This is a genomic window from Specibacter sp. RAF43, assembly GCF_052114065.1.
In the GTDB taxonomy this organism is placed as follows: Bacteria; Actinomycetota; Actinomycetes; order Actinomycetales; family Micrococcaceae; genus Specibacter.
The window spans coordinates 50,861-69,184 of record NZ_JBFREA010000004.1; the positions used below are offsets into that span (position 1 = coordinate 50,861).

Genomic DNA, 18,324 nt, shown 5'->3' on the forward strand with positions numbered 1-18,324 from the left:
CGGCGATTGCAGGTGCCGCGATGCCTCAAAGGAGCGCGATGTCCTCGGCCACACTTGACACCACCGACCTATTTGCGGAGGCGCCCGCCCCGGTCCGGAAGAAACCTGCCCGGGACCGCCATGTCACCGACTTCATCCAGTTGTGCGAGCAGGTCCGGGCCGCCGGGCTCATGGAACGCAACATCAACTGGTACGTGGGCCGCTTCATCCGCCAGGGCCTGGGGTACCTGGCCATTCTGGCGCTATTTCTGACGCTGGGACAGTCCTGGTGGCAGCTGGTCACCGCCGTGCTGCTCGCCTTCCTGTGCACGCACACCGCGTTTCTCTCCCACGACGCCGCCCACCGCCAGGTCTTTGCCTCGGCCAAGAAGAACGCCTGGTTGGCCCGCATTGCCGGGAACCTGTTCGTCGGCCTGAGCTACGGCTGGTGGATGAACAAGCACGGCAAGCACCACCTGAACCCGAACAAGATCGGCGTCGACGGCGACATCGATCCCGGAGCCCTCGTCTTCGATCCCGAAAACGCCGCCAAGCGCACCGGCTTTGCCAAGTGGTTTGCCCGCCGCCAGGGCGCCTTCTTCTTCCCGCTGCTGACGCTGGCCGCACTGGACCTGCACTTCTCCGCCATCGGCCGGGTGCTCGATCGCAAGCAGATTGTGCCCCACCGCAAGGCCGAGATCGCCATGCTGGTGGTTCGCCTCGTCATCCTGCCGGCCTTCACCATCTGGTTCCTGGGCTGGGGAATCGGCCTGGCATTCATCGCCGTGCAGATCATGGCCCTGGGCGTCTACATGGGCGGCTCGTTCGCCCCGAACCACAAGGGGATGCCGCTGGTGCCCAAGGACGTCAAGATTGACTTCATGCGCCGCCAGACCCTGATGAGCCGCAACATCTCCGGCGGCTGGTGGGTCGACGCCGGCATGGGCGGGCTGAACTACCAGATCGAGCACCACCTGTTCCCCACCATGGCCTCCAAGAACTTGAAGGCCGTCCAGCCGATGGTCCGGGCCTACTGCGCTGAGCGCAACATCACCTACACGGAGACCACGCTGGGTCAGTCATACATGATCGTCATGCGCTACTTGAACCGCGTGGGCCTGGGCCAGCGCGACCCCTTCGAGTGCCCCATCACCGCACAGCTGCGCTCCGCCCGCTGACCGGCGAAACCGTCGGGGTCCGGGTGCGGCCGAACGTCGCCGGCCCGGCCCGGGCGGGGGAGCGGCCGGGGCTATATTGGGGGCATGAGCGCCACAGTCTCACCCACCACGGTTGCCCGCCTCCGGCTGGCCAGCCAATGGATTTTACCGCCAACGTCCGCCAGTCCCGCGCCGGGGCCGGCGGACGTTGTGCGTTGGCTGACGGCCCTGCAGGGTCAGGACTTTTCCGGGGCCTTGTGGTCGATCGGCCTGCGTGCCCCCGGCGCCACGCGCGACGACGTCATGGCCTGCTTCAATCGCGGGGAGATCGTCCGGTCCTGGCCCATGCGGGGCACCCTGCATGTCACGGCCGCCGAAGACCTGGGCTGGATACTCGGCCTCACGGGCGGGCGGATGGTCACCGGCATGGCGGGCCGCCATCGCCAGCTGGGCATCACGACGCCGGACCTTGAGCGGGTGCGCGACGTCGCCCTGGCGCTGCTGGAACCGGCGGGCGGGCAGGTGTCCGGCCGGGCCACCCGCGAGGAGCTGCTGGCCGCCTTCCGCGCCGCCGGCCAGCGAACAGACGCTCAGCGCGGCATCCACCTGCTGTGGCTGCTGTGCCTGACGGGCACGCTGGTGCAAGGACCCCTTGAAGGCGGGGCCGGGAACGGAACGCAACAGCAATTTGTCCTCATGGATGCGTGGATTTCACGTCCGCGGGTCCTGGCGCGGGACGCGGCCCTGGCCGAGCTGGCGTTGCGCTACTTCCGCAGCCACGGCCCGGCCACCGTCAGGGACTTCCAGTGGTGGACGAAGCTGACGCTCAAGGACGTCACCGCGGGGCTGGCCCAGGCAAGGGGCCAGCTGGCGTCCCTTGACTGCAACGGTGTCACCCATTGGCTGGCCCCGGAAACCGCGGCGTTGCTGGGGAGCGGCCCGGCGCCGGGGGCCCGCTCGGTGATTTTGCTGCCCGGCTTCGACGAATTCCTGCTCGGCTACTCCGACCGCGGCGCCGCCCTGGCGCCGGACCACGCGGCACTGACCGTGCCCGGGGGCAACGGCATGTTCAAGGCGACGGTCGTGGCCGGCGGCCAGGTGGCCGGGACCTGGCGCAAGGCGAAAGGGGCGGCCGAAAAGCGGCGGGAAGTCGCCGGCGTCGTCCTGCCCGAACTCTTTGGCGGGCTCAGCCCCGCACGGCACCGGGCGCTGGAAAAATCCGCGGCGACCTACGCCCGCTTCTTAAACACCGACTGACCCGCAGTAGATGTCGAATTTTGCCGAAAATCGGGGAAATTTCGACATCTATTGCGGGTCAGTTGGGGAAAACGGGAAAGGGAATGGTGCTAGCGTGTGCCGACCGCGATGTTCAGCATGCGGCGCAGCGGCTCGGCGGCACCCCAGAGCAGCTGGTCCCCGACCGTGAAGGCGCTGATGTATTCCGGACCCATCTCCATCTTGCGGATGCGGCCCACCGGAACATCCAGCGTGCCGGAGGCGGCCACCGGGGTGAGGTCCGCCATGGAGGCCTCCTTGGTGTTCGGCACCACCTTGGCCCACTCGTTGTCGGCGGCCAGCAGCCGCTCGATTTCGGCGACGGACAAATCTTCGCGGAGCTTGAGCGTGAGCGCCTGGGAGTGGGAGCGCATGGCGCCGATGCGCACGCACAAGCCGTCCATGATGATGCGGTCCTCGGCGGTGGTGCCCAGGATCTTGTTCGTCTCCACGCCGGCCTTCCACTCCTCCCGGGACTGCCCGTTGCCCAGGTCCGCGTCAATCCACGGGATCAGGGAGCCGGCCAGCGGCACGCCGAACTGGCTGGAGTCGATGCCCTCGCGCTGGTGGGCCAGGACCTTGCGGTCAATTTCCAAGATGGCCGACGCCGGGTCGTCCAGTTCGCTGGAGACCTCCCCGTTGAGCGTGCCGAACTGGTTCAGCAGCTCGCGCATGTGCCGGGCGCCGCCGCCGGAGGCGGCCTGGTACGTCATGGAGGTGCCCCATTCGACCAGCTTGTTCTTGAACAGGCCGCCCAGGCCCATGAGCATGCAGGAGACGGTGCAGTTCCCGCCGATGAAGTCCTTGGTGCCGTTGGCCAGGCCCTTGTCGATGACGTCGCGGTTGATGGGGTCCAGGACGATGATGGAGTCCTCGTCCATGCGCAGCGTGGAGGCGGCGTCCAGCCACAGCCCGTCCCAGCCGCGGCCGCGGAGTTCGGTATGCACGCGCTTGGTGTAGTCCCCGCCCTGGGCGGTGACGATAATGGGCAGCTTGGCCAGCGTGTCCAGGTCAAAGGCGTCCTCCAGTGTTCCGGTGCCGCCAAATTCGGGGGCCGCGCCGCCCGCGTTGGAGGTGGAGAAGAAGACGGGGTTGATGGTTGCGAAGTCGCCTTCGGCCTGCATGCGCTGCATCAGGACGGAACCGACCATGCCGCGCCAGCCAACCAGGCCTACGGAGGGAACACTGTTGAGGGTCATGACCCCCAGTTTAGTGGGGCCGGCACATCTGGCGAAGTTCGTTTCACGAGATGAACGGCGCAGCTACTCCGGGGCCGCGAACTCGGAGTCGCCCCGGGCCCACAGCGTGAACCGGTATTCGGTGCCGTTCGCCGACGTGTGCCAGCCCTCCCGCGGCGTCGCCCCGCGGAAGGTCCACTCCGGTCCCAGCACCGGCGCCTGCGTGTCCCCCGGCACGTCCGTGTTGATGACGGTGACGACCGCGACGTTGGTTTCCGCCAATACCTGGTCAAAGATCTGCCCGCCGCCAATCACCCAGACCTCGTTGCCGCCGGGGGATAGCTGGGCCTCCACCAGGGCCTCGGCCACGGAGTCCAGCACGACGGCGCCGCTGGCCTCGGGCGTCCCCGCCCACCCCGCCTGGCGGGTCACCACAATGTTGGTCCGCCCGGGCAGCGGGCGGAACTTCTCCGGGAACGACGCCCAGGTCTTGCGGCCCATGACCACCGGGTGGCCCAAGGTGACGCGCCGGAAATGGGCCAGGTCCTCGGGCAGCCGCCACGGCATGCCGCCGTCGCGGCCGATCACGCCCTGGTTGGTCTGGGCCCAGATCATGCCAATGATCGGGGCGGTGAACCGGTACAGGGTCGGCAGCTCGGGGGTGGGGGAGTCGGCGCTCATACGGCGATCGGGGCCTTGATGGTGGGGTGGTGGCGGTAGTTGACCAAGTCGAAGTCCTCGTAGGCGTAGTCAAAGATGGACTCCGGCGTGCGGGCGAAGCGCAGCTGCGGGTACGGGTAGGGCTCCCGCGAGAGTTGTTCGGCGACCTGGTCGAGATGGTCGTCGTAGATGTGCACGTCGCCGCCGGTCCAGATGAACTCGCCCGGGTCCAGGTCCAGCTGGTGCGCCACCATCATGGTCAGCAGCGCGTAGGAGGCGATGTTGAACGGGACGCCCAGAAACGTGTCGGCGGAGCGCTGGTACAGCTGGCAGCTGAGCTTGCCGCGACCGTTTTCCGCCGGCGCCACGTAGAACTGGAAGAACGCGTGGCACGGCGGCAGGGCCATGTTCGCCAGCTCGCCCACGTTCCAGGCGGAGACAATGTGCCGGCGCGAGTCCGGGTTGGTGCGCAGCGACTCCATGACCCGGGCGATCTGGTCGATGTGCCCGCCGTCCGGGGTGGGCCACGAGCGCCACTGGACGCCGTAGACCGGACCCAGCTCGCCGGCGTCGTCCGCCCACTCATTCCAGATCGTCACGCCGTTGTCCTGGAGCCAGCGCACATTGGAGTCCCCGCGCAGGAACCAGAGCAGCTCCATGGCGACCGACTTGAAGTGCACCCGCTTGGTGGTGATCAGGGGGAAACTCTCCGAGAGGTCGAAGCGGAGCTGGCGGCCAAAAACGCTGCGCGTGCCGGTGCCGGTGCGGTCCGACTTTGCGGTGCCGTTGGCCAGCACGTCGCGCAGCAGGTCCTCATAGGGGGTCACAATAGTCACGCGCACCAGTCTACTGGTCAGCTACCGCAGGTCGAGTGCGTAGATAAGGCGGTTCCCGGGCGCGGGAACCGCCTTATCTACGCACTCGAGCGGGGAGTCAGTCCTCGTAGGGCCTGAACTGCTCCACGGCGAGGATCCAGCCCGGCTCGGCGACCGAGACGTGGGCAACCAGCACCTCCCCGGGCGCCAGGTGGGGATCGGAAATGGGCAGCCTGGCGGACAGCTCCGGGTCCATGTGCAGGGCCAGCGCACCCAGGACGGTGGGCAGGACGGGGCGGTGCGTGCACAAGGCCACGGGGCTGGATTTGGCCAGTAGCCCCTCCACCACCGCGGCGACCTTGGCCGGCTTGCGCTTGTGGTCGGCCTCGGTCAGCCAGGTGACCACCTTGACCTTGGCCTTGGTGGCCTGGGCATACGGGGAGATCGTGGCGATGCAGCGCATCCACCCGCTGGTGAGGATCTTCCCCGGATGCCAGGACATCAGCAGGCGCTGCACATACAGCGCCTGACGCTTCCCGGTCGCGGCCAGCGGGCGTTCACCCTCGGCCCGGGTCCAGGCCGAACGGGGCTTGGCCTTGGCATGGCGGATGACCAGCAGCGGCCAGGTCGCCAGGGCGTCGGAGGCGAAGGCGGACACGAGGGCCTCCAGGGGCTCCTGGTCGGAGGGGTTGGAGAGCAGACCGCGCGCCTTGTTGGGACTGCACCACAGGGCGGTGTCGACCTCCTTGCCGTCGGGAATCRGGGGCATGTCGTCAACGGCCGCGGCCCAGTACCGGACCTCCTTGATCCCCGGCTTGACGGCGTAGCGGATGGTCGGCAGCGGGATGCCCAGGGTGATGGCCAGGCCCACTTCCTCATGGACCTCCCGGACGGCGCATTCGGGCAGCGTTTCGCCGTTGTCGAGCTTGCCCTTGGGCCAGGACCAGTCGTCGTAGCGCTGGCGGTGGATCAGCAGCACCTCAAGTTTTTTCTTCTTCACCCGCCAGCACAGGGCGCCCGCCGCGAGCACGGACGGGCCGGTGCCGCCGGCGTCGGCCGCTTGCGGCAAATGTTCAGCGCTGCGCATTACCGGCGAAGGGCTGTCCGCTGCCGCGACCTGCCGGCCATCAGCCAGGACTGGATGTCGGTGAGCGGGTCGCCGTTTTCATCCCGGTGGTGGCGCCTCCACGCACCATCGCTGTCCAGGTGCCAGCTGGCCGTCCCGGCATCCAAGTACCGGTCCAGAAGGCTGTTGACGTCCGCGATGTCCTCCTTGTTGCGCAGCTGGACCAGCGCCTCCACGCGGCGGTCCAGGTTGCGGTGCATCATGTCCGCGGAGCCGATGTACACCACCGAGTCCCCGCCGTTGGCGAAGGTGAAGACGCGCGAATGCTCCAGGAAGCGGCCCAAGTGGGACCGGACGGTGATGTTCTCACTGAGCCCGGGAACGCCGGGGCGCAGCGAGCAGATGCCCCGGACGATCACCCCGACGTCGACGCCGGCCTGGGATGCCCGGTACAGGGAGTCGATGATGGATTCATCCACCATCGAATTGACCTTGAAACGCACCTGCGCGGGCAGCCCGGCCCGCTTGTTCGCGATCTCCGTGTCGATGCGCTCGATCAGTCCCGAGCGGACCGAGCGCGGCGCCACCAGGAGTCGATCGAAGGTGGACTTTGGGGCGTAGCCGGACAACTGGTTGAACAGCTTGGAGAGGTCCTCACCCACCTGGTTGTCGGCAGTCAGCAGCCCCAGGTCCTCGTAGTAGCGGGCCGTGCGGGGGTGGTAGTTGCCGGTGCCGATGTGGCAGTAGCGCCGCAGCCCGTCCTGTTCCTGGCGCACCACCAGTGAGAGCTTGCAGTGCGTTTTCAGGCCCACGATCCCGTAGACGACGTGGACGCCGGCCTGCTCCAGCTTCCGGGCCCAGGAGATGTTCGCCTGCTCGTCAAAGCGGGCCTTGATCTCCACCAGGGCCAGGACCTGCTTGCCGGCCTCGGCGGCATCCACCAGGGCATCGACGATCGGGGAGTCCCCGGAGGTCCGGTACAGGGTCTGCTTGATGGCGCGGACCTTGGGGTCGGAGGCCGCCTGCTCCAAGAAGGCCTGGACGGAGGTGGAAAAGGAGTCGTACGGGTGGTGCAGGAGGATGTCGCGGCGGCGCATGGCGGCAAACACGTTGGCCGCCTTGGAGGTCTCGGATTCATTGAGGTCCCGGGACGTGTGGGCCACATGCTTGGGGTAGCGCAGGTCGCTGCGGTCGATGTTGCCGATCACGGAGAGGCCGCGCAGGTCCAGCGGGGCCGGCAGCGCGTACACCTCGGTGGGCTCCACGTCGAGTTCGCGGACCAGCAGCGCCAGGATGTTGGGGTTGATGTCCGTGGTCACCTCAAGGCGGACGGGCGGGCCAAACCGGCGCCGGAGCAGTTCCTTCTCCAGCGCCTGCAGCAGGTTCTCGGCGTCGTCCTCCTCGACCTCCAGGTCCTCGTTGCGGGTGACGCGGAAGGTGTGGTGCTCCAGGACCTCCATGCCCGGGAACAGCTGGTCCAGGTGCTGGGCGATGACCTCTTCGAGCGTGATGAACCGGGCCACCCGCCCGGGCACCGTGCCGGCGCGCGGCCCGTCCACCGAGACCAGGCGCGGAAGCAGGTCCGGCACCTTCAGGCGGGCGAACAGCTCCTTGTCGCTGACTGGGTTGCGCACCACCACGGCCAGGTTCAAGGACAGCCCGGAGATGTACGGGAACGGATGGGCGGGGTCCACGGCCAGCGGCGTCAGGATCGGGAACATCTTCTCCGCGAACATGGTGCTCAGCTGGTCCTTGGCGGCGTTGTCCAGTTCATCCCAATGCACCAGGTGGATGTGTTCGTAGGCGAGTGCGGGACGGATCTGGCCGGCAAAAACGTGCGCGTGCCGGGCCTGCAGTTCATGGGCGGCGGCGCTGATCTGCTCCAGCACCTCGATCGGGCTCAGCCCGGCGGGGGAGGGCACGGCCAGGCCGGTGGCGATCCGCCGCTTCAGCCCGGCCACGCGCACCATGAAGAATTCGTCCAGGTTGGAGGCGAAGATGCTCAGGAAGTTCACCCGCTCCAGCAGGTACAGGTCGGGGTCCTCGGCCAGTTCCAGGACGCGGGCGTTGAACGCCAGCCAGCTCAGCTCCCGGTCCAGGAAGCGGTCCGGGCTGATCTCCCCCTCCGGAATCAGGTTCGGAACAAATTCCGGGATATCGATTCGGTCCTGGGTGGCGCGGGCCGCCGGCACCTCGCCGGAGCCAAACCGTTCCCGCCCAAATGACGCCGCGGTCTGCACGGGGCCCGTATATTCGCGTTTCATCGACAGATCCTCATGGTTGACGCTGCTTTCCCCCAACACTACAAGGCGGGCCGGGGAGCGGGGGGACTCGGGCCGGACCGCTTCGGCACACCCCTAGGTGGACATCGGCCCGTACATGACGTCGGAGTCCCATTTTGTGAACCCCAGCGTCCGGTACAGCGAAACCGCCCGGTCGTTGTCGGCGTCCACGTACAGCATGATCGCGTGCAGCCCGGCGCGCTGGAGGTGCTCAATCCCCTGGACCGTGAGGGTCTTGCCCAGTCCCAGGCCTTGCGCGGCGGGGGTGACGCCCACCACGTACACCTCGCCCATCGCCGCCTGGCCGGTGCGGGCGGGGTGGACCTTGGTCCAGTGGAACCCCAGGATCTCCCCGGAGTCGTTGACGGCCAGGAAGAATCCGGCCGGGTCGAACCAGGGCTCGGCCATGCGGGCCTGAAGGTCGGCCAGGGTCATGGCGCCCTGCTCCGGGTGGTGCGCGAAGGCGGAGGCGTTGGCCGCCAGCCACGCGGCCTCGTCCTGGTGCGGCACAAATGTCCGCAAGCTCACGCCGTCGGGCACGGCCAGGGTGCTGGCCGGCGGGGTCGACGCCGGCTGGCGGACCAGGCGCATCCGCCACAGTTCGCGGATGGCCCGGTAGCCGTAGCTGGCCGCGAGGTCGGCGGCGGCCTCATGGTCGCCGTGCGACCACGCCCGGATGCCGCGGAGCCCGCGCACCTCCACCAGCTTGTCCACCAGCATGGAGCCAACGCCCTCGTTGCGGTAGTTGGGGTGCACCACGAGCTCCAGCACGCCCTCGTTGCCGTTGAGCACGACGACGGCGACCCCCGCCAGGTCCTGCCCCTCCGTTGCGGAGTTCTCCTCCGGCGCGTAGGTGACCAGGGTCAGGACGGTGTGCGGGCCGGCGTCGTGGGACTTCAACTCGACCACCGTCTGCTCGGAGAACGGCGGATTGCCGTCGACGTCCTCCGCCGCCTCGACCACGGTGAGGATGTCGCGCAGGGTGTCCGGTTCCGGGGCGCCGGCGATTACCGTTACGGGCCAGCTCTCAGTCATTGCGGGGCTCATGTCCTCAGCCTAGTGGCCCCATGTCGGGGAGCGCGAGCCTCGCCGGAACAAAACCGGAATAAGCCCGGCCGGGACGGACGCCGGTTTGCATGCGCGCAAGAAGCTGTTCTAAGGTTTGAGGGCAGCCTGGCCCGCAACCGGATTCTTGCCGGAGGCACCGGGCCCTCGCGAGGGGGATGCACCAGTGGGGTGTCCTCGATACGTTCGACCCGTATGTCCTCCACGAGAAAAAGGTCCGTCCCCGTCCCGGGGCGGACCTTTTTTCCTGCCTGCCATGTCTGGCGGGAACGGGCGGGAACGGCGGGGGATCAGGCGTCGGCGAGTTCGTCGTCAGAGCGCCGGGAAACGGCGAGCCGGTAGCCCACATTGCGGACGGTGCCAATCAAGTTCTCGTAGTCGGAGCCGAGTTTGGCGCGCAGGCGGCGGATGTGGACGTCCACGGTGCGGGTGCCGCCGTAGTAGTCATAGCCCCAGACCTCGTTGAGCAGCTGGGCCCGGGTGAAAACGCGCCCCGGATGCTGGGCCAGATATTTCAGCAGCTCGAATTCCTTGTAGGTGAGGTTCAGGGCCCGGCCGTGGACGCGGGCGGTGTAGCTGTCCTCGTCAATGACGACGCCGGCCGCCTGGATCTCGTGGTTCTCACTCCCCCCGGCGCGGGTGACGGCCAGGCGGATCCGGGCCTCGACCTCGGCGGGTCCGGCAGTGTCAAGGATGACGTCGTCGGCGGCCCAGGATGCCGTCACGGCCGCCATGCCGCCTTCGGTGAGGATCAGCAGCAGCGGCACGCTGATGCCGGTGGCCCGCAGCAACTGCGTCAGCGACCGGGAGCCGGCGAGGTCCTTGCGGGCGTCCACCAGGATGAGTTCGGACGGCTTGGCGTCAAGCAGGGCGGTCGGCACGGCCGGCAGTATGTGCACGACGTGGCTGAGAAGTTCCAGCGCAGGCAAAACGTCCACGGAACTGCCGTGGTTGTTGGTCAGCATGAGTATCTGCGACATGGCTTCCTCCAAGGTGCGGGTGCGCATCTTTGAGCGACAATCCACCGGCCGGCCAGTGGGTTGTTCCACAGTGTACCGCCGGAGTAAGGCAGGATTGAGCTGTGAAGTCATCAATTACGGGACTGGTCGGAATCCTCGCGCTCGCGGCCCTAGTCGCCGGCCACTACGCCGGACTCGGCGCGGTGGTGGGTGTGGCGATGGCCCTGGCCGTCGTTTTTGGGCTGGGCTGGCCGCAGTATTTGGGCCTTCCCGCCCGAAAAACGCTGGGCACCGTGATTGCGTTGACGGGTGCGGCGTCGGCCCTCACCGCCGGGGTGACCACGAATTCCGGCTTCCTGACGTGGACGCCCATCTATATTGCCGTGGGATTTGGCGCGGTCCTGGTGGTCCAGCTGGTCCGCGGCACGGGGCAGGCGCACCGGCTCGAGTCCACCCTGGGTGCCGGGGCGGGCGTGCTCATGGCCGCCTTCGGCTGCGGCTGGGTTGCCTCGCTCCGGCTGCTGGAGGCGCCCGGGCTGACCCTGGTGGCGGCGAGCAGCGCGGCCGTGGCGCTCCTGGTGGGGATGCTGCCGTGGCCCGACCGGGTGGTCGCCCCGCTGGCGATCGTTTTGGCGGCGCTGGCCGGGCCGCTGGCCGCCCTGGTGTTCACTGATGCCGAAGTCGTGGCCGCGGCCGTGATCGGCGCGCTCCTTGCCGCCGTCATTGCGGGCCTGCGCCGCCTGCGCACCCTAGGCGGGGAACCGCGCAACGCCCTCGGCGCGGTTTCCGCCGCCCTGGCACCGGTCGTGTCAGTGGGTGCGTTGGTATATTTCGTCTCCAAACTGCTCCTCGCCTAGGACCCGCCAAGTTCACGATAGGATGGGCGCATGAGCGTACTTGCCTTGGAAATCTTCTTTATCTGCCTGCTGGCCATCGCCGGTCTCACCATGGCCTGGTTTGCAGCTCTGGTGGTGTGGCGCCTGTTCAAGGGCCAGCAGTAACCTGCCATGGCGTTTGAAATCCCCACGGGCCTGATTCCCGAGCTGGTTCCGCTGTCCTGGCTGCTGGGCACCTGGACCGGGAGCGGGCGCCTGGGTACCGGGGAGGCGGACGCCGAGTACTTCACCCAGACGGCCACGTTCACCGCCAACGGCCTGCCCTACCTGCAATATACGGCCGAATCCTGGCTCACCGACGAACACGGCACCAGGCTGCGGCCGTTGTCGGTGGAGACGGGTTTTTGGCAGCTGGACCGGGTCCAGAACGACGCCGACGGCGGCCCCGGCCTGATCCCCGCGGACATTGTGCCGGCGCTGCGCACGGCCGACGACGTCGAGGCGTTGCGCAACGCCGACGGCGGCTTTGACATCATGGCCACCATCATGCACCCGGGCGGGATCGCCGAACTGTACTACGGCAGCATCAAGGGCCCGCAGATCCAGTTGTCCACGGACGCCGTCATGCGCGGGGCCGGCGCCAAGGACTACACGGCTGCCACCCGCATCTTCGGACTGGTCAACGGCGACCTCTACTGGCGCTGGGACGTGGCGGCCCAGGGCCGCTCGCTGGAGGCCCACGCCTCCGCAGCCCTGCATAAAGTCCAGCCGTAACCCGCTTCGGGCCGGTCGGAATAGGCCACCTTGGGAAGGCGTTGTCACCGTTATGAGCTATTTGAGTCCTTTGCTTAATCGTCATGGTGCCGTGCAGGCCGGCGGCCTCGATGCCGGCGTGGCCGCACACTATGGGGATCCCAACCGGGAGCAACGGCTGCTGGCCGGCTACAACGGCAAGCCGGGGACCGCCGTCGTGGACCTGTCCCACCGCGGCGTGGTCACGGTGACTGGACCGGACCGGCTGAGCTGGCTGAACACCTTGTCATCGCAAAGCCTCACGGCCCTGGAACCCAATGTCGGCACGGAGCTGCTGCTGCTGAGCATCCAGGGCCGGATTGAATATGACGCACACGTGGTGGATGACGGCGAGGTGACCTGGCTGATCGTCGAGACGGAGGAAGCGGCGCCGCTGGCGGCCTGGCTGAACTCCATGCGGTTCATGTTGCGCGTGGAAATCGCCGATGCTTCCTCCGAGTGGGCCGTCCTGGGCTCGGTGGCGGAGGTCCCCGAGTGGACGTCGCACCTTCGGTGGTCCGACCCCTGGCCGCACATCGGCGCCGGCGGCTACAGCTACGCGGCCGTCCCCGAGGACCGCCACCCCGGGCTGGAACGGCCCTGGCACGAGTACCTGGTGCCGATGGCGGACCTCGAAGCCGCCGTGGGGGTGCGCCCGCTGGCGGGCGTGTGGGCGGCCGAGGCGCTGCGCATCGCCGCCTGGCGGCCCCGCCGCGGCGCCGAAACCGACGACAAAACCATCCCGCACGAACTCGACCTGCTGCGCACCGCGGTGCACCTGGCCAAGGGCTGCTACAAAGGCCAGGAGACCGTGGCCCGCGTGCACAACCTGGGGCACCCGCCGCGGCGGCTCGTCTTCTTGCAGCTGGACGGCTCCCAGCACACCATCCCCGCCCCCGGCAGCGACGTGCTGGCCGGGGACCGCAAGGTGGGTGTGGTGACGTCCGTGGCCCAGCACTACGAAATGGGCCCGATCGCCTTGGCCCTCATCAAGCGCAACGTGGACCCGGACCTGCCCCTGGACGTGGACGACGCCGGCGAAAAGTATGTTGCCGCCCAGGAACTGATCGTGGCCACCGACGCCGGCCAGGTGGTCGGGCGCAAGACCGGCTTCCTCCGGGCGCCGCGCTAAAACCAACCCAAACCCAGAAGGAAGAACCCATGGAAACCGTGGCAAAACCGTGGCCGGCGTTATGGGCGCTCGTGTTGGGCTTCTTCATGATCCTGGTCGACTCCACCATCGTCTCGGTGGCCAACCCGAAGATCATGGAGGGGTTGCGCACGGACATCAATTCCGTCATCTGGGTCACCAGCGCCTACCTGCTCGCCTACGCCGTTCCGCTGCTGGTCACCGGGCGCATGGGCGATAAATACGGCCCCAAGAAGCTGTACCTGATCGGGTTGAGCGTCTTCACGCTGGCGTCGCTGTGGTGCGGGTTCTCCGGCAGCATCGGCATGCTCATCCTGGCCCGCGCCGTCCAGGGGTTCGGGGCAGCGATGATGACCCCGCAAACCATGGCCGTGATCACCCGCATCTTTGCCCCCGACAAGCGCGGCCCCGCCATGGGGTTTTGGGGCGCCACGGCCGGTGTGGCCATGCTCGTGGGCCCGATCCTCGGCGGCGTCCTGGTGGACGGCCTGGGCTGGGAATGGATCTTCTTCGTCAACGTGCCGGTGGGCGTGGTGGCGTTCGTCATGGCGTCGCGCCTGGTTCCCGTGCTAAAAACGCACAACCACAAGTTCGACCTCCTGGGCGTGGCCCTGAGCTCGGTGGGCCTGTTCCTGCTGGTCTTCGGCATCCAGGAAGGTGAAAAGTACAAGTGGGGGACCATCGCCGGGCCAATCTCCGTGTGGGGCATGATTGTCGCCGGCATCGTGATCCTGGGCCTCTTCGTAGGCTGGCAGGCCGTCACCAGGGGCGAGGCGCTGGTGCCGCTGCACCTGTTCAAGGTCCGCAACTTCTCCCTGGCCAACCTGGCCATCACCACCATGGGCTTTAGCATCACCGCCATGAGCCTGCCGCTGTTCTTTTACTACCAGCTGGTCCGCGGCATGTCACCGACCCAGTCGGCCCTCATGATGATCCCCATGGCCCTGTTCTCCGGCGTGCTGGCCCCGTTTGTGGGCAAGCTGGTGGACATCGTCAACCCGCGCTTTGTGGCCTTCACCGGGTTCATCCTCATGGCCGTCTCGCTGCTGTGGACGGCGTCGCTGATGAGCCCGGACACCCCCATCTGGCTGTTCCTGCTGCCCAGCGGGCTGCTGGGCATTGCCAGTTCCGGCATCTGGGCGCCCTTGTCGACGACGGCGACCCGCAACCTGGGCCCCCGGGAGGCCGGTGCCGGGGCGGGGATTTACAACACCACCCGCCAGATCGGCGCCGTGCTGGGCAGCGCCGCCATTGCCGCGCTGATTTCCGCCCGGCTGGCGGCCGAGATGCCCGCCGGGGCATCCCAGGGGGCCAACGGCGTCTCCGGGCAACTGCCGGCCTTCCTGCAGGCCGGCTTCTCCACTGCCATGGGGCAGTCCATCATCCTGCCGGCCGCCGGCGTGGTCCTCGGCGCGGCCGTCGCCATCCTGTTCGCCAAGCCGCGCCCCGTCGAGGCTATTTACGCCGAGTACGCAGATCAACCGTCGTCTGCAGACCGGCGACACTAAAGCCCGCACGACTCGCCAGCGCGCGGGCGGAGGCGTTGTTGACATCCGCCCGCCACTGAAGGATCAGGCCGGCCGCCAGGGCCTCGTGGCCGGCGATGCTGGTGGCCAGCAGTCCCAGCCCGCGCCGCCGGAACCCCGGGGCGACCAGGGCGCCCAGATGGGCCAGCAGTCCCTGGTACTCGGCGTAGGCGCCGCAGGCCACGGGCCCGTCGTCCCCGAGGCGCCCATCCGGGCCCGCCGGCTCCCGGACGTCCATGAGCGTGAACCTGTGCGGCCGGGATGCCAGGGCGGCGTCGTTGACGTCATCGGGCGGGCACAGGGACTCCAGCAGGACCGCCTCCGGATTGCCCCGCGAGACCATGGGGGCGTCGCCGGCCTGGTGCAGGGGCAGGTCGTCGGCAAAATACACGGCCTGGGTGCCCCGCCCCCGTCCGCCAAAGTCGCGGGTGAGACGCAACATGGTGGCATGGTCGCCCAGCTCGGCGTCGTCGTAGGCGGCCACGGCCGCCAGCACATGGTCCGGCCCGGTGAGGATCGTTTGCTCCCACAGCCGGATGAAGGTCAGCGCGTCGGTGTCGACGGCGTGGACAATGCGCTTGCGCCCGGCGCCCATCACGAGGGAGTTTGTAGGCAGGCCCAGGCCGCGCTCCCACGCCAGCCGGACAATGGGGGCCGAACTCGGCTCAAAAGTCATGAGTCAACGCTACGCCCCGCACGGGTGCGGGTCAGCCGAACAAGATGGCGGCCTCGTCGTAGCGATGCTGGGGCACGGTCTTGAGGTTGCCCAGCGCCGCCTCAAACGGGACATGCACAATCTCGGTGCCCTTCAGGGCCACCATGGTGCCCCAGCGCTCCTCCACCACCGAATCGACGGCGGCCATGCCCAGGCGGGTGGCCAGGACCCGGTCAAAGCTGGACGGGACGCCGCCGCGCTGGATGTGGCCCAGGATGGTGGCCCGGGTTTCAATGCCGGTGCGCGCCTCGATCTCGGGGGCCAGCTGCTCGGAAATGCCGCCGAGCCGGGGCCGCCCGAACGAGTCCAGGCCCCGTTCGGAGTGGGCCGAATCCTTGTGGTCGGGCACAAAGCCCTCGGCCACCACCACCAGGGGCGCGCGGCCGCGGTCGTGTGCCTCCCGGACCCACTCGACGATCTGGTCCATGCTGGTCTTTTGCTCCGGCACCAAGATGGCGTGCGCGCCGGTGGCCATGCCGGCGTGCAGGGCAATCCAGCCCACGTGCCGGCCCATGACCTCGGCGATCATGCACCGGTGGTGGGACTCGCCGGTGGTGCGGAGGCGGTCGATCGCCTCGGTGGCGATTTGCACGGCCGTGTCGAAGCCGAAGGTGTAGTCGGTGGCGTCCAGATCGTTGTCCACGGTCTTGGGCACGCCCACAATGTTCAGTCCGGCCTCGGTGAGGCGCCGGGCCGCGGCCAGCGTGCCCTCGCCGCCGATGGCGATCATCGCATCGATGCCCAGGCGGGCCATGTGGGCCCTGATGACGTCGGGGCCGCCGTCGCCGTCGAACGGGTTGGTGCGGGAGGTGCCCAAAATGGTGCCGCCCTGCTTGGAGATGCCGCGGACCATGTGGCGGGGCAAATCCATGATGTCGCCCTGCACCACGCCGCGCCAGCCGTCTCGGAAGCCGGCAAACTCGTGGCCGTAGACCTTGATGCCCTTTAATACCGCGCCGCGGATCACCGCGTTCAATCCGGGGCAGTCGCCGCCGCTGGTGAGAATACCGATCTTCATCTGTCATGGTCCTTCGAGGGGAGGGGGTCAATGGGGTTTGAGCGCACCATTGAGCTCCTCGCTCCCGCCATTCTAGACGGTCGGCCAACCGGGGCAAGCTCCGCCCGGGCGCCGGACACGGCAGCCGGGCGGCCCTATTTCTTGCGGGCGATGGTCACCGCTCCGCCGGCCACCATGGCCAGCCCGGCGCCAAACAACAGCCACATGGCGCTCTGGCCGGCGTCGAGGTTGAGCCCGAGCTGGCGGGTGAGGATGATCAGAATGCCGACCGTCACCGCGACGGCGCCCCAGACGATGCCGCCCACCCGCACCGGGTGGCCGCCCGCCTCGGCATAGGCGGCGGGCGGCGGGGTGGGCTCGCCGCCGGGGGTGGGCAGCGGCTGCGTGGGATTGCTCATGATTTGCTCCAACGTGTCAGTGGTGGGTGGGGGATGGAACGGGCGGGGCTCACTGGCCGGCCGCGGGAGTCACCGTGACGTTGGCCGCCGCGCCGCCCAGGGAAATGATGATCCCGTGGCCGGTGGCGCCGGGATTGACCTGTGTTGTCGACTTGCCGCCACCGACATTGTCCTCGGTCACCTCTTGGCCGTTGACCCGCAGGACGGCGGCGGCCAGGTTGCTTTCGATCGTGACCGGAATGCCGGCCGGGACCTTGATGACCACCCTGGAGGCGGCGACGTCGATCGGGACGTTGACGTCCTGCGCCAGGGCGGCGTCGTCGAGCATGGTCAAATCAAGGGTGGCGCTGCCCAACACGATGGAGCGCCCGCTCTCCGCGGCGCTGATGCTGGAGGGCGCCCAGGTCTGGTTTTGGAGCAGGCTCCATTGTCCATGGTGGGGCACCATGCTCAGCAGGCCGGCGATCACCAGGGCGATGACGGCGAAGGTGCCCACGCCGCCGGCTGACCGGCCGAGAATGCCGGYGACGATGATGGCCGCCCCGGCCGTGATGCCCGCCGCGGCGGCGGCCGTCGCCACCTGGTAGCCGCCCAGGTCCAGCACGCCGATGCTGTCCAGGATCAGGACGGAGGCGCCCACCAGGACGGCCAGGCCCAGGGCGAGCAGGCTCGCGGCCGCGCCCAGCCGTGCCTTGGGCCTGCCGGCCAGCGGCCCATTGGGGCCCAGGGGTCCTTGGGGGCCCAGCGGCCCGTTCGGCCCGAGCGGTCCGTTCGGCCCGAGGGGTCCGGTGGGGCCGAGGTTGCGCTGGGTCCACGTGGCGCTGGCGTCGCCCGGCCGGGCGGCGGGCGCTGCGCCGGCGGGCTGGCCGGTCGGCGGGTACGGTTGGTGCTGCGGGTATGCCGCGGCGAAATGCTGCGCCCTGTTCCTGTCCTGACCGCTCTTGTCCCGGTTGACGGCCCAGATGATGACGCCGACGACGCCGGCCACCCAGAGCAGCGGCCACGGGAACCAGCCGTTGTGGTCGCCAAAGACCACCCCCTGCCCGGGTCCGATGAGGCCCAGGAACGTGAATACGGCCGCGCCGGTCATGCCGGTGGACCAATGGCCGCGGCCGACCTGCTCAACGTGGATACGGCCGTCGGGTTCGGGCAAAAGCGCCCAGGCCACGCCGTAGGCCAGCAGCCCGACGCCAAAGAAGATGGCCAGCACCACGGCCAGACCGCGCACGATTACCGGGTCGATGCCCCATTTATTGGCCAGCCCGCTGCACACGCCGCCAATCCAGCGGTTTTGTCCGCGCCGCACGCCCAGGGAACGGATCCACTGGAAGAATCGCGCAGATTCAGGGGGGACCGGGCCAGGTGGCACAGGCGGAAGCGGTTGATCGGCCTGGCCGGCGCCGGGGTCCGGGATGTCATGGGTATTGTTCATGCCTCAATCCTGTCCTGCGGC

Annotated in this window: 17 protein-coding genes; 6 read left to right on the forward strand and 11 right to left on the reverse strand. The window is 68.4% G+C overall.

Annotation, left to right across the window (positions count from 1 at the left end; genetic code table 11):
• Positions 1–38 precede the first annotated feature (38 nt).
• Both AB4Y80_RS03380 and AB4Y80_RS03385 read left to right on the forward strand, forming a co-directional pair.
• Complete coding sequence (locus AB4Y80_RS03380) at positions 39–1,157, forward strand: fatty acid desaturase family protein (protein ID WP_442211923.1); 1,119 nt, start codon at positions 39–41, stop codon at positions 1,155–1,157.
• 84 nt (positions 1,158–1,241) lie between these two features.
• On the forward strand, positions 1,242–2,393 hold the full coding sequence (locus tag AB4Y80_RS03385) for a winged helix DNA-binding domain-containing protein (protein WP_442211924.1): 1,152 nt from the start codon (positions 1,242–1,244) through the stop codon (positions 2,391–2,393).
• 89 nt (positions 2,394–2,482) lie between these two features.
• Here the strand turns inward: AB4Y80_RS03385 and asd are convergent, their stop codons facing one another.
• The 7 genes from asd to AB4Y80_RS03420 all read right to left on the reverse strand — a co-directional run bounded on the left by asd (position 2,483) and on the right by AB4Y80_RS03420 (position 10,457).
• Positions 2,483–3,610: an aspartate-semialdehyde dehydrogenase gene (gene asd / locus AB4Y80_RS03390; protein WP_442211925.1), complete on the reverse strand. Its 1,128-nt coding sequence runs from the start codon at positions 3,608–3,610 to the stop codon at positions 2,483–2,485.
• 63 nt (positions 3,611–3,673) lie between these two features.
• Complete coding sequence (locus AB4Y80_RS03395) at positions 3,674–4,270, reverse strand: dihydrofolate reductase (RefSeq protein WP_442211926.1); 597 nt, start codon at positions 4,268–4,270, stop codon at positions 3,674–3,676.
• Positions 4,267–5,085, reverse strand: coding sequence for a thymidylate synthase (locus tag AB4Y80_RS03400; protein WP_442211927.1), 819 nt, complete (start codon positions 5,083–5,085; stop codon positions 4,267–4,269). The genes AB4Y80_RS03395 and AB4Y80_RS03400 overlap by 4 nt, the downstream gene beginning before the upstream one ends.
• A gap of 97 nt (positions 5,086–5,182) precedes the next feature.
• A complete protein-coding gene (locus tag AB4Y80_RS03405; RefSeq protein WP_442211928.1) occupies positions 5,183–6,151 on the reverse strand; it encodes an NUDIX hydrolase in 969 nt (322 codons plus the stop codon).
• Complete coding sequence (locus AB4Y80_RS03410; RefSeq protein WP_442211929.1) at positions 6,151–8,394, reverse strand: RNA degradosome polyphosphate kinase; 2,244 nt, start codon at positions 8,392–8,394, stop codon at positions 6,151–6,153. Before AB4Y80_RS03410 ends, AB4Y80_RS03405 begins: the two co-directional genes overlap by 1 nt.
• 93 nt (positions 8,395–8,487) lie before the next feature.
• Positions 8,488–9,459, reverse strand: a complete 972-nt coding sequence (mshD, locus tag AB4Y80_RS03415; RefSeq protein ID WP_442211930.1) for a mycothiol synthase — start codon at positions 9,457–9,459, stop codon at positions 8,488–8,490.
• Between the two features lie 308 nt (positions 9,460–9,767).
• Positions 9,768–10,457 (reverse strand): winged helix-turn-helix transcriptional regulator, encoded by a 690-nt coding sequence (locus tag AB4Y80_RS03420; protein ID WP_442211931.1) that lies wholly within the window; start codon positions 10,455–10,457, stop codon positions 9,768–9,770.
• A 101-nt stretch (positions 10,458–10,558) separates the two neighbouring features.
• Here AB4Y80_RS03420 and AB4Y80_RS03425 point away from each other — a divergent pair, with 101 nt between their 5' ends.
• The 4 genes from AB4Y80_RS03425 (at position 10,559) to AB4Y80_RS03440 (ending at position 14,722) form a co-directional block, all read left to right on the forward strand.
• The gene (locus AB4Y80_RS03425; protein ID WP_442211932.1) at positions 10,559–11,293 is read left to right on the forward strand and encodes a permease; all 735 of its coding nucleotides are present in this window, start codon (positions 10,559–10,561) and stop codon (positions 11,291–11,293) included.
• A 150-nt stretch (positions 11,294–11,443) separates the two neighbouring features.
• Positions 11,444–12,046 (forward strand): FABP family protein, encoded by a 603-nt coding sequence (locus AB4Y80_RS03430; protein WP_442211934.1) that lies wholly within the window; start codon positions 11,444–11,446, stop codon positions 12,044–12,046.
• A gap of 52 nt (positions 12,047–12,098) precedes the next feature.
• Entirely contained in the window at positions 12,099–13,196 is a 1,098-nt protein-coding gene (ygfZ, locus tag AB4Y80_RS03435) for a CAF17-like 4Fe-4S cluster assembly/insertion protein YgfZ (RefSeq protein ID WP_442211935.1), read from the forward strand.
• Between the two features lie 29 nt (positions 13,197–13,225).
• The gene (locus AB4Y80_RS03440; RefSeq protein ID WP_442211937.1) at positions 13,226–14,722 is read left to right on the forward strand and encodes a DHA2 family efflux MFS transporter permease subunit; all 1,497 of its coding nucleotides are present in this window, start codon (positions 13,226–13,228) and stop codon (positions 14,720–14,722) included.
• On the opposite strand, the gene AB4Y80_RS03445 is transcribed toward AB4Y80_RS03440, so the two are convergent.
• The 4 genes from AB4Y80_RS03445 to AB4Y80_RS03460 all read right to left on the reverse strand — a co-directional run bounded on the left by AB4Y80_RS03445 (position 14,670) and on the right by AB4Y80_RS03460 (position 18,303).
• Entirely contained in the window at positions 14,670–15,416 is a 747-nt protein-coding gene (locus AB4Y80_RS03445; protein ID WP_442211938.1) for a GNAT family N-acetyltransferase, read from the reverse strand. The genes AB4Y80_RS03440 and AB4Y80_RS03445 overlap by 53 nt on opposite strands.
• A 31-nt stretch (positions 15,417–15,447) precedes the next feature.
• Positions 15,448–16,473 (reverse strand): 6-phosphofructokinase, encoded by a 1,026-nt coding sequence (locus AB4Y80_RS03450; RefSeq protein WP_442211939.1) that lies wholly within the window; start codon positions 16,471–16,473, stop codon positions 15,448–15,450.
• 134 nt (positions 16,474–16,607) lie between these two features.
• Complete coding sequence (locus tag AB4Y80_RS03455; protein WP_442211940.1) at positions 16,608–16,871, reverse strand: hypothetical protein; 264 nt, start codon at positions 16,869–16,871, stop codon at positions 16,608–16,610.
• Positions 16,872–16,920: 49 nt separating this feature from the next.
• Positions 16,921–18,303 carry a PspC domain-containing protein gene (locus tag AB4Y80_RS03460; protein WP_442211941.1) on the reverse strand — a complete coding sequence of 461 codons (1,383 nt, stop codon included), beginning with the start codon at positions 18,301–18,303 and terminating at the stop codon, positions 16,921–16,923.
• Positions 18,304–18,324 lie beyond the last annotated feature (21 nt).

Excerpts from the sequence above, each read along its gene's own strand:
- AB4Y80_RS03380 (WP_442211923.1), top strand. The coding sequence starts at position 39 with ATGTCCTCGGCCACACTTGACACCACCGACCTATTTGCGGAGGCGCCC.
- AB4Y80_RS03385 (WP_442211924.1), top strand. The coding sequence starts at position 1,242 with ATGAGCGCCACAGTCTCACCCACCACGGTTGCCCGCCTCCGGCTGGCC.
- asd (WP_442211925.1), bottom strand. The coding sequence starts at position 3,610 with ATGACCCTCAACAGTGTTCCCTCCGTAGGCCTGGTTGGCTGGCGCGGC.
- AB4Y80_RS03395 (WP_442211926.1), bottom strand. The coding sequence starts at position 4,270 with ATGAGCGCCGACTCCCCCACCCCCGAGCTGCCGACCCTGTACCGGTTC.
- AB4Y80_RS03410 (WP_442211929.1), bottom strand. The coding sequence starts at position 8,394 with ATGAAACGCGAATATACGGGCCCCGTGCAGACCGCGGCGTCATTTGGG.
- mshD (WP_442211930.1), bottom strand. The coding sequence starts at position 9,459 with ATGAGCCCCGCAATGACTGAGAGCTGGCCCGTAACGGTAATCGCCGGC.
- AB4Y80_RS03420 (WP_442211931.1), bottom strand. The coding sequence starts at position 10,457 with ATGTCGCAGATACTCATGCTGACCAACAACCACGGCAGTTCCGTGGAC.
- AB4Y80_RS03430 (WP_442211934.1), top strand. The coding sequence starts at position 11,444 with ATGGCGTTTGAAATCCCCACGGGCCTGATTCCCGAGCTGGTTCCGCTG.
- ygfZ (WP_442211935.1), top strand. The coding sequence starts at position 12,099 with ATGAGCTATTTGAGTCCTTTGCTTAATCGTCATGGTGCCGTGCAGGCC.
- AB4Y80_RS03440 (WP_442211937.1), top strand. The coding sequence starts at position 13,226 with ATGGAAACCGTGGCAAAACCGTGGCCGGCGTTATGGGCGCTCGTGTTG.
- AB4Y80_RS03445 (WP_442211938.1), bottom strand. The coding sequence starts at position 15,416 with ATGACTTTTGAGCCGAGTTCGGCCCCCATTGTCCGGCTGGCGTGGGAG.
- AB4Y80_RS03450 (WP_442211939.1), bottom strand. The coding sequence starts at position 16,473 with ATGAAGATCGGTATTCTCACCAGCGGCGGCGACTGCCCCGGATTGAAC.
- AB4Y80_RS03455 (WP_442211940.1), bottom strand. The coding sequence starts at position 16,871 with ATGAGCAATCCCACGCAGCCGCTGCCCACCCCCGGCGGCGAGCCCACC.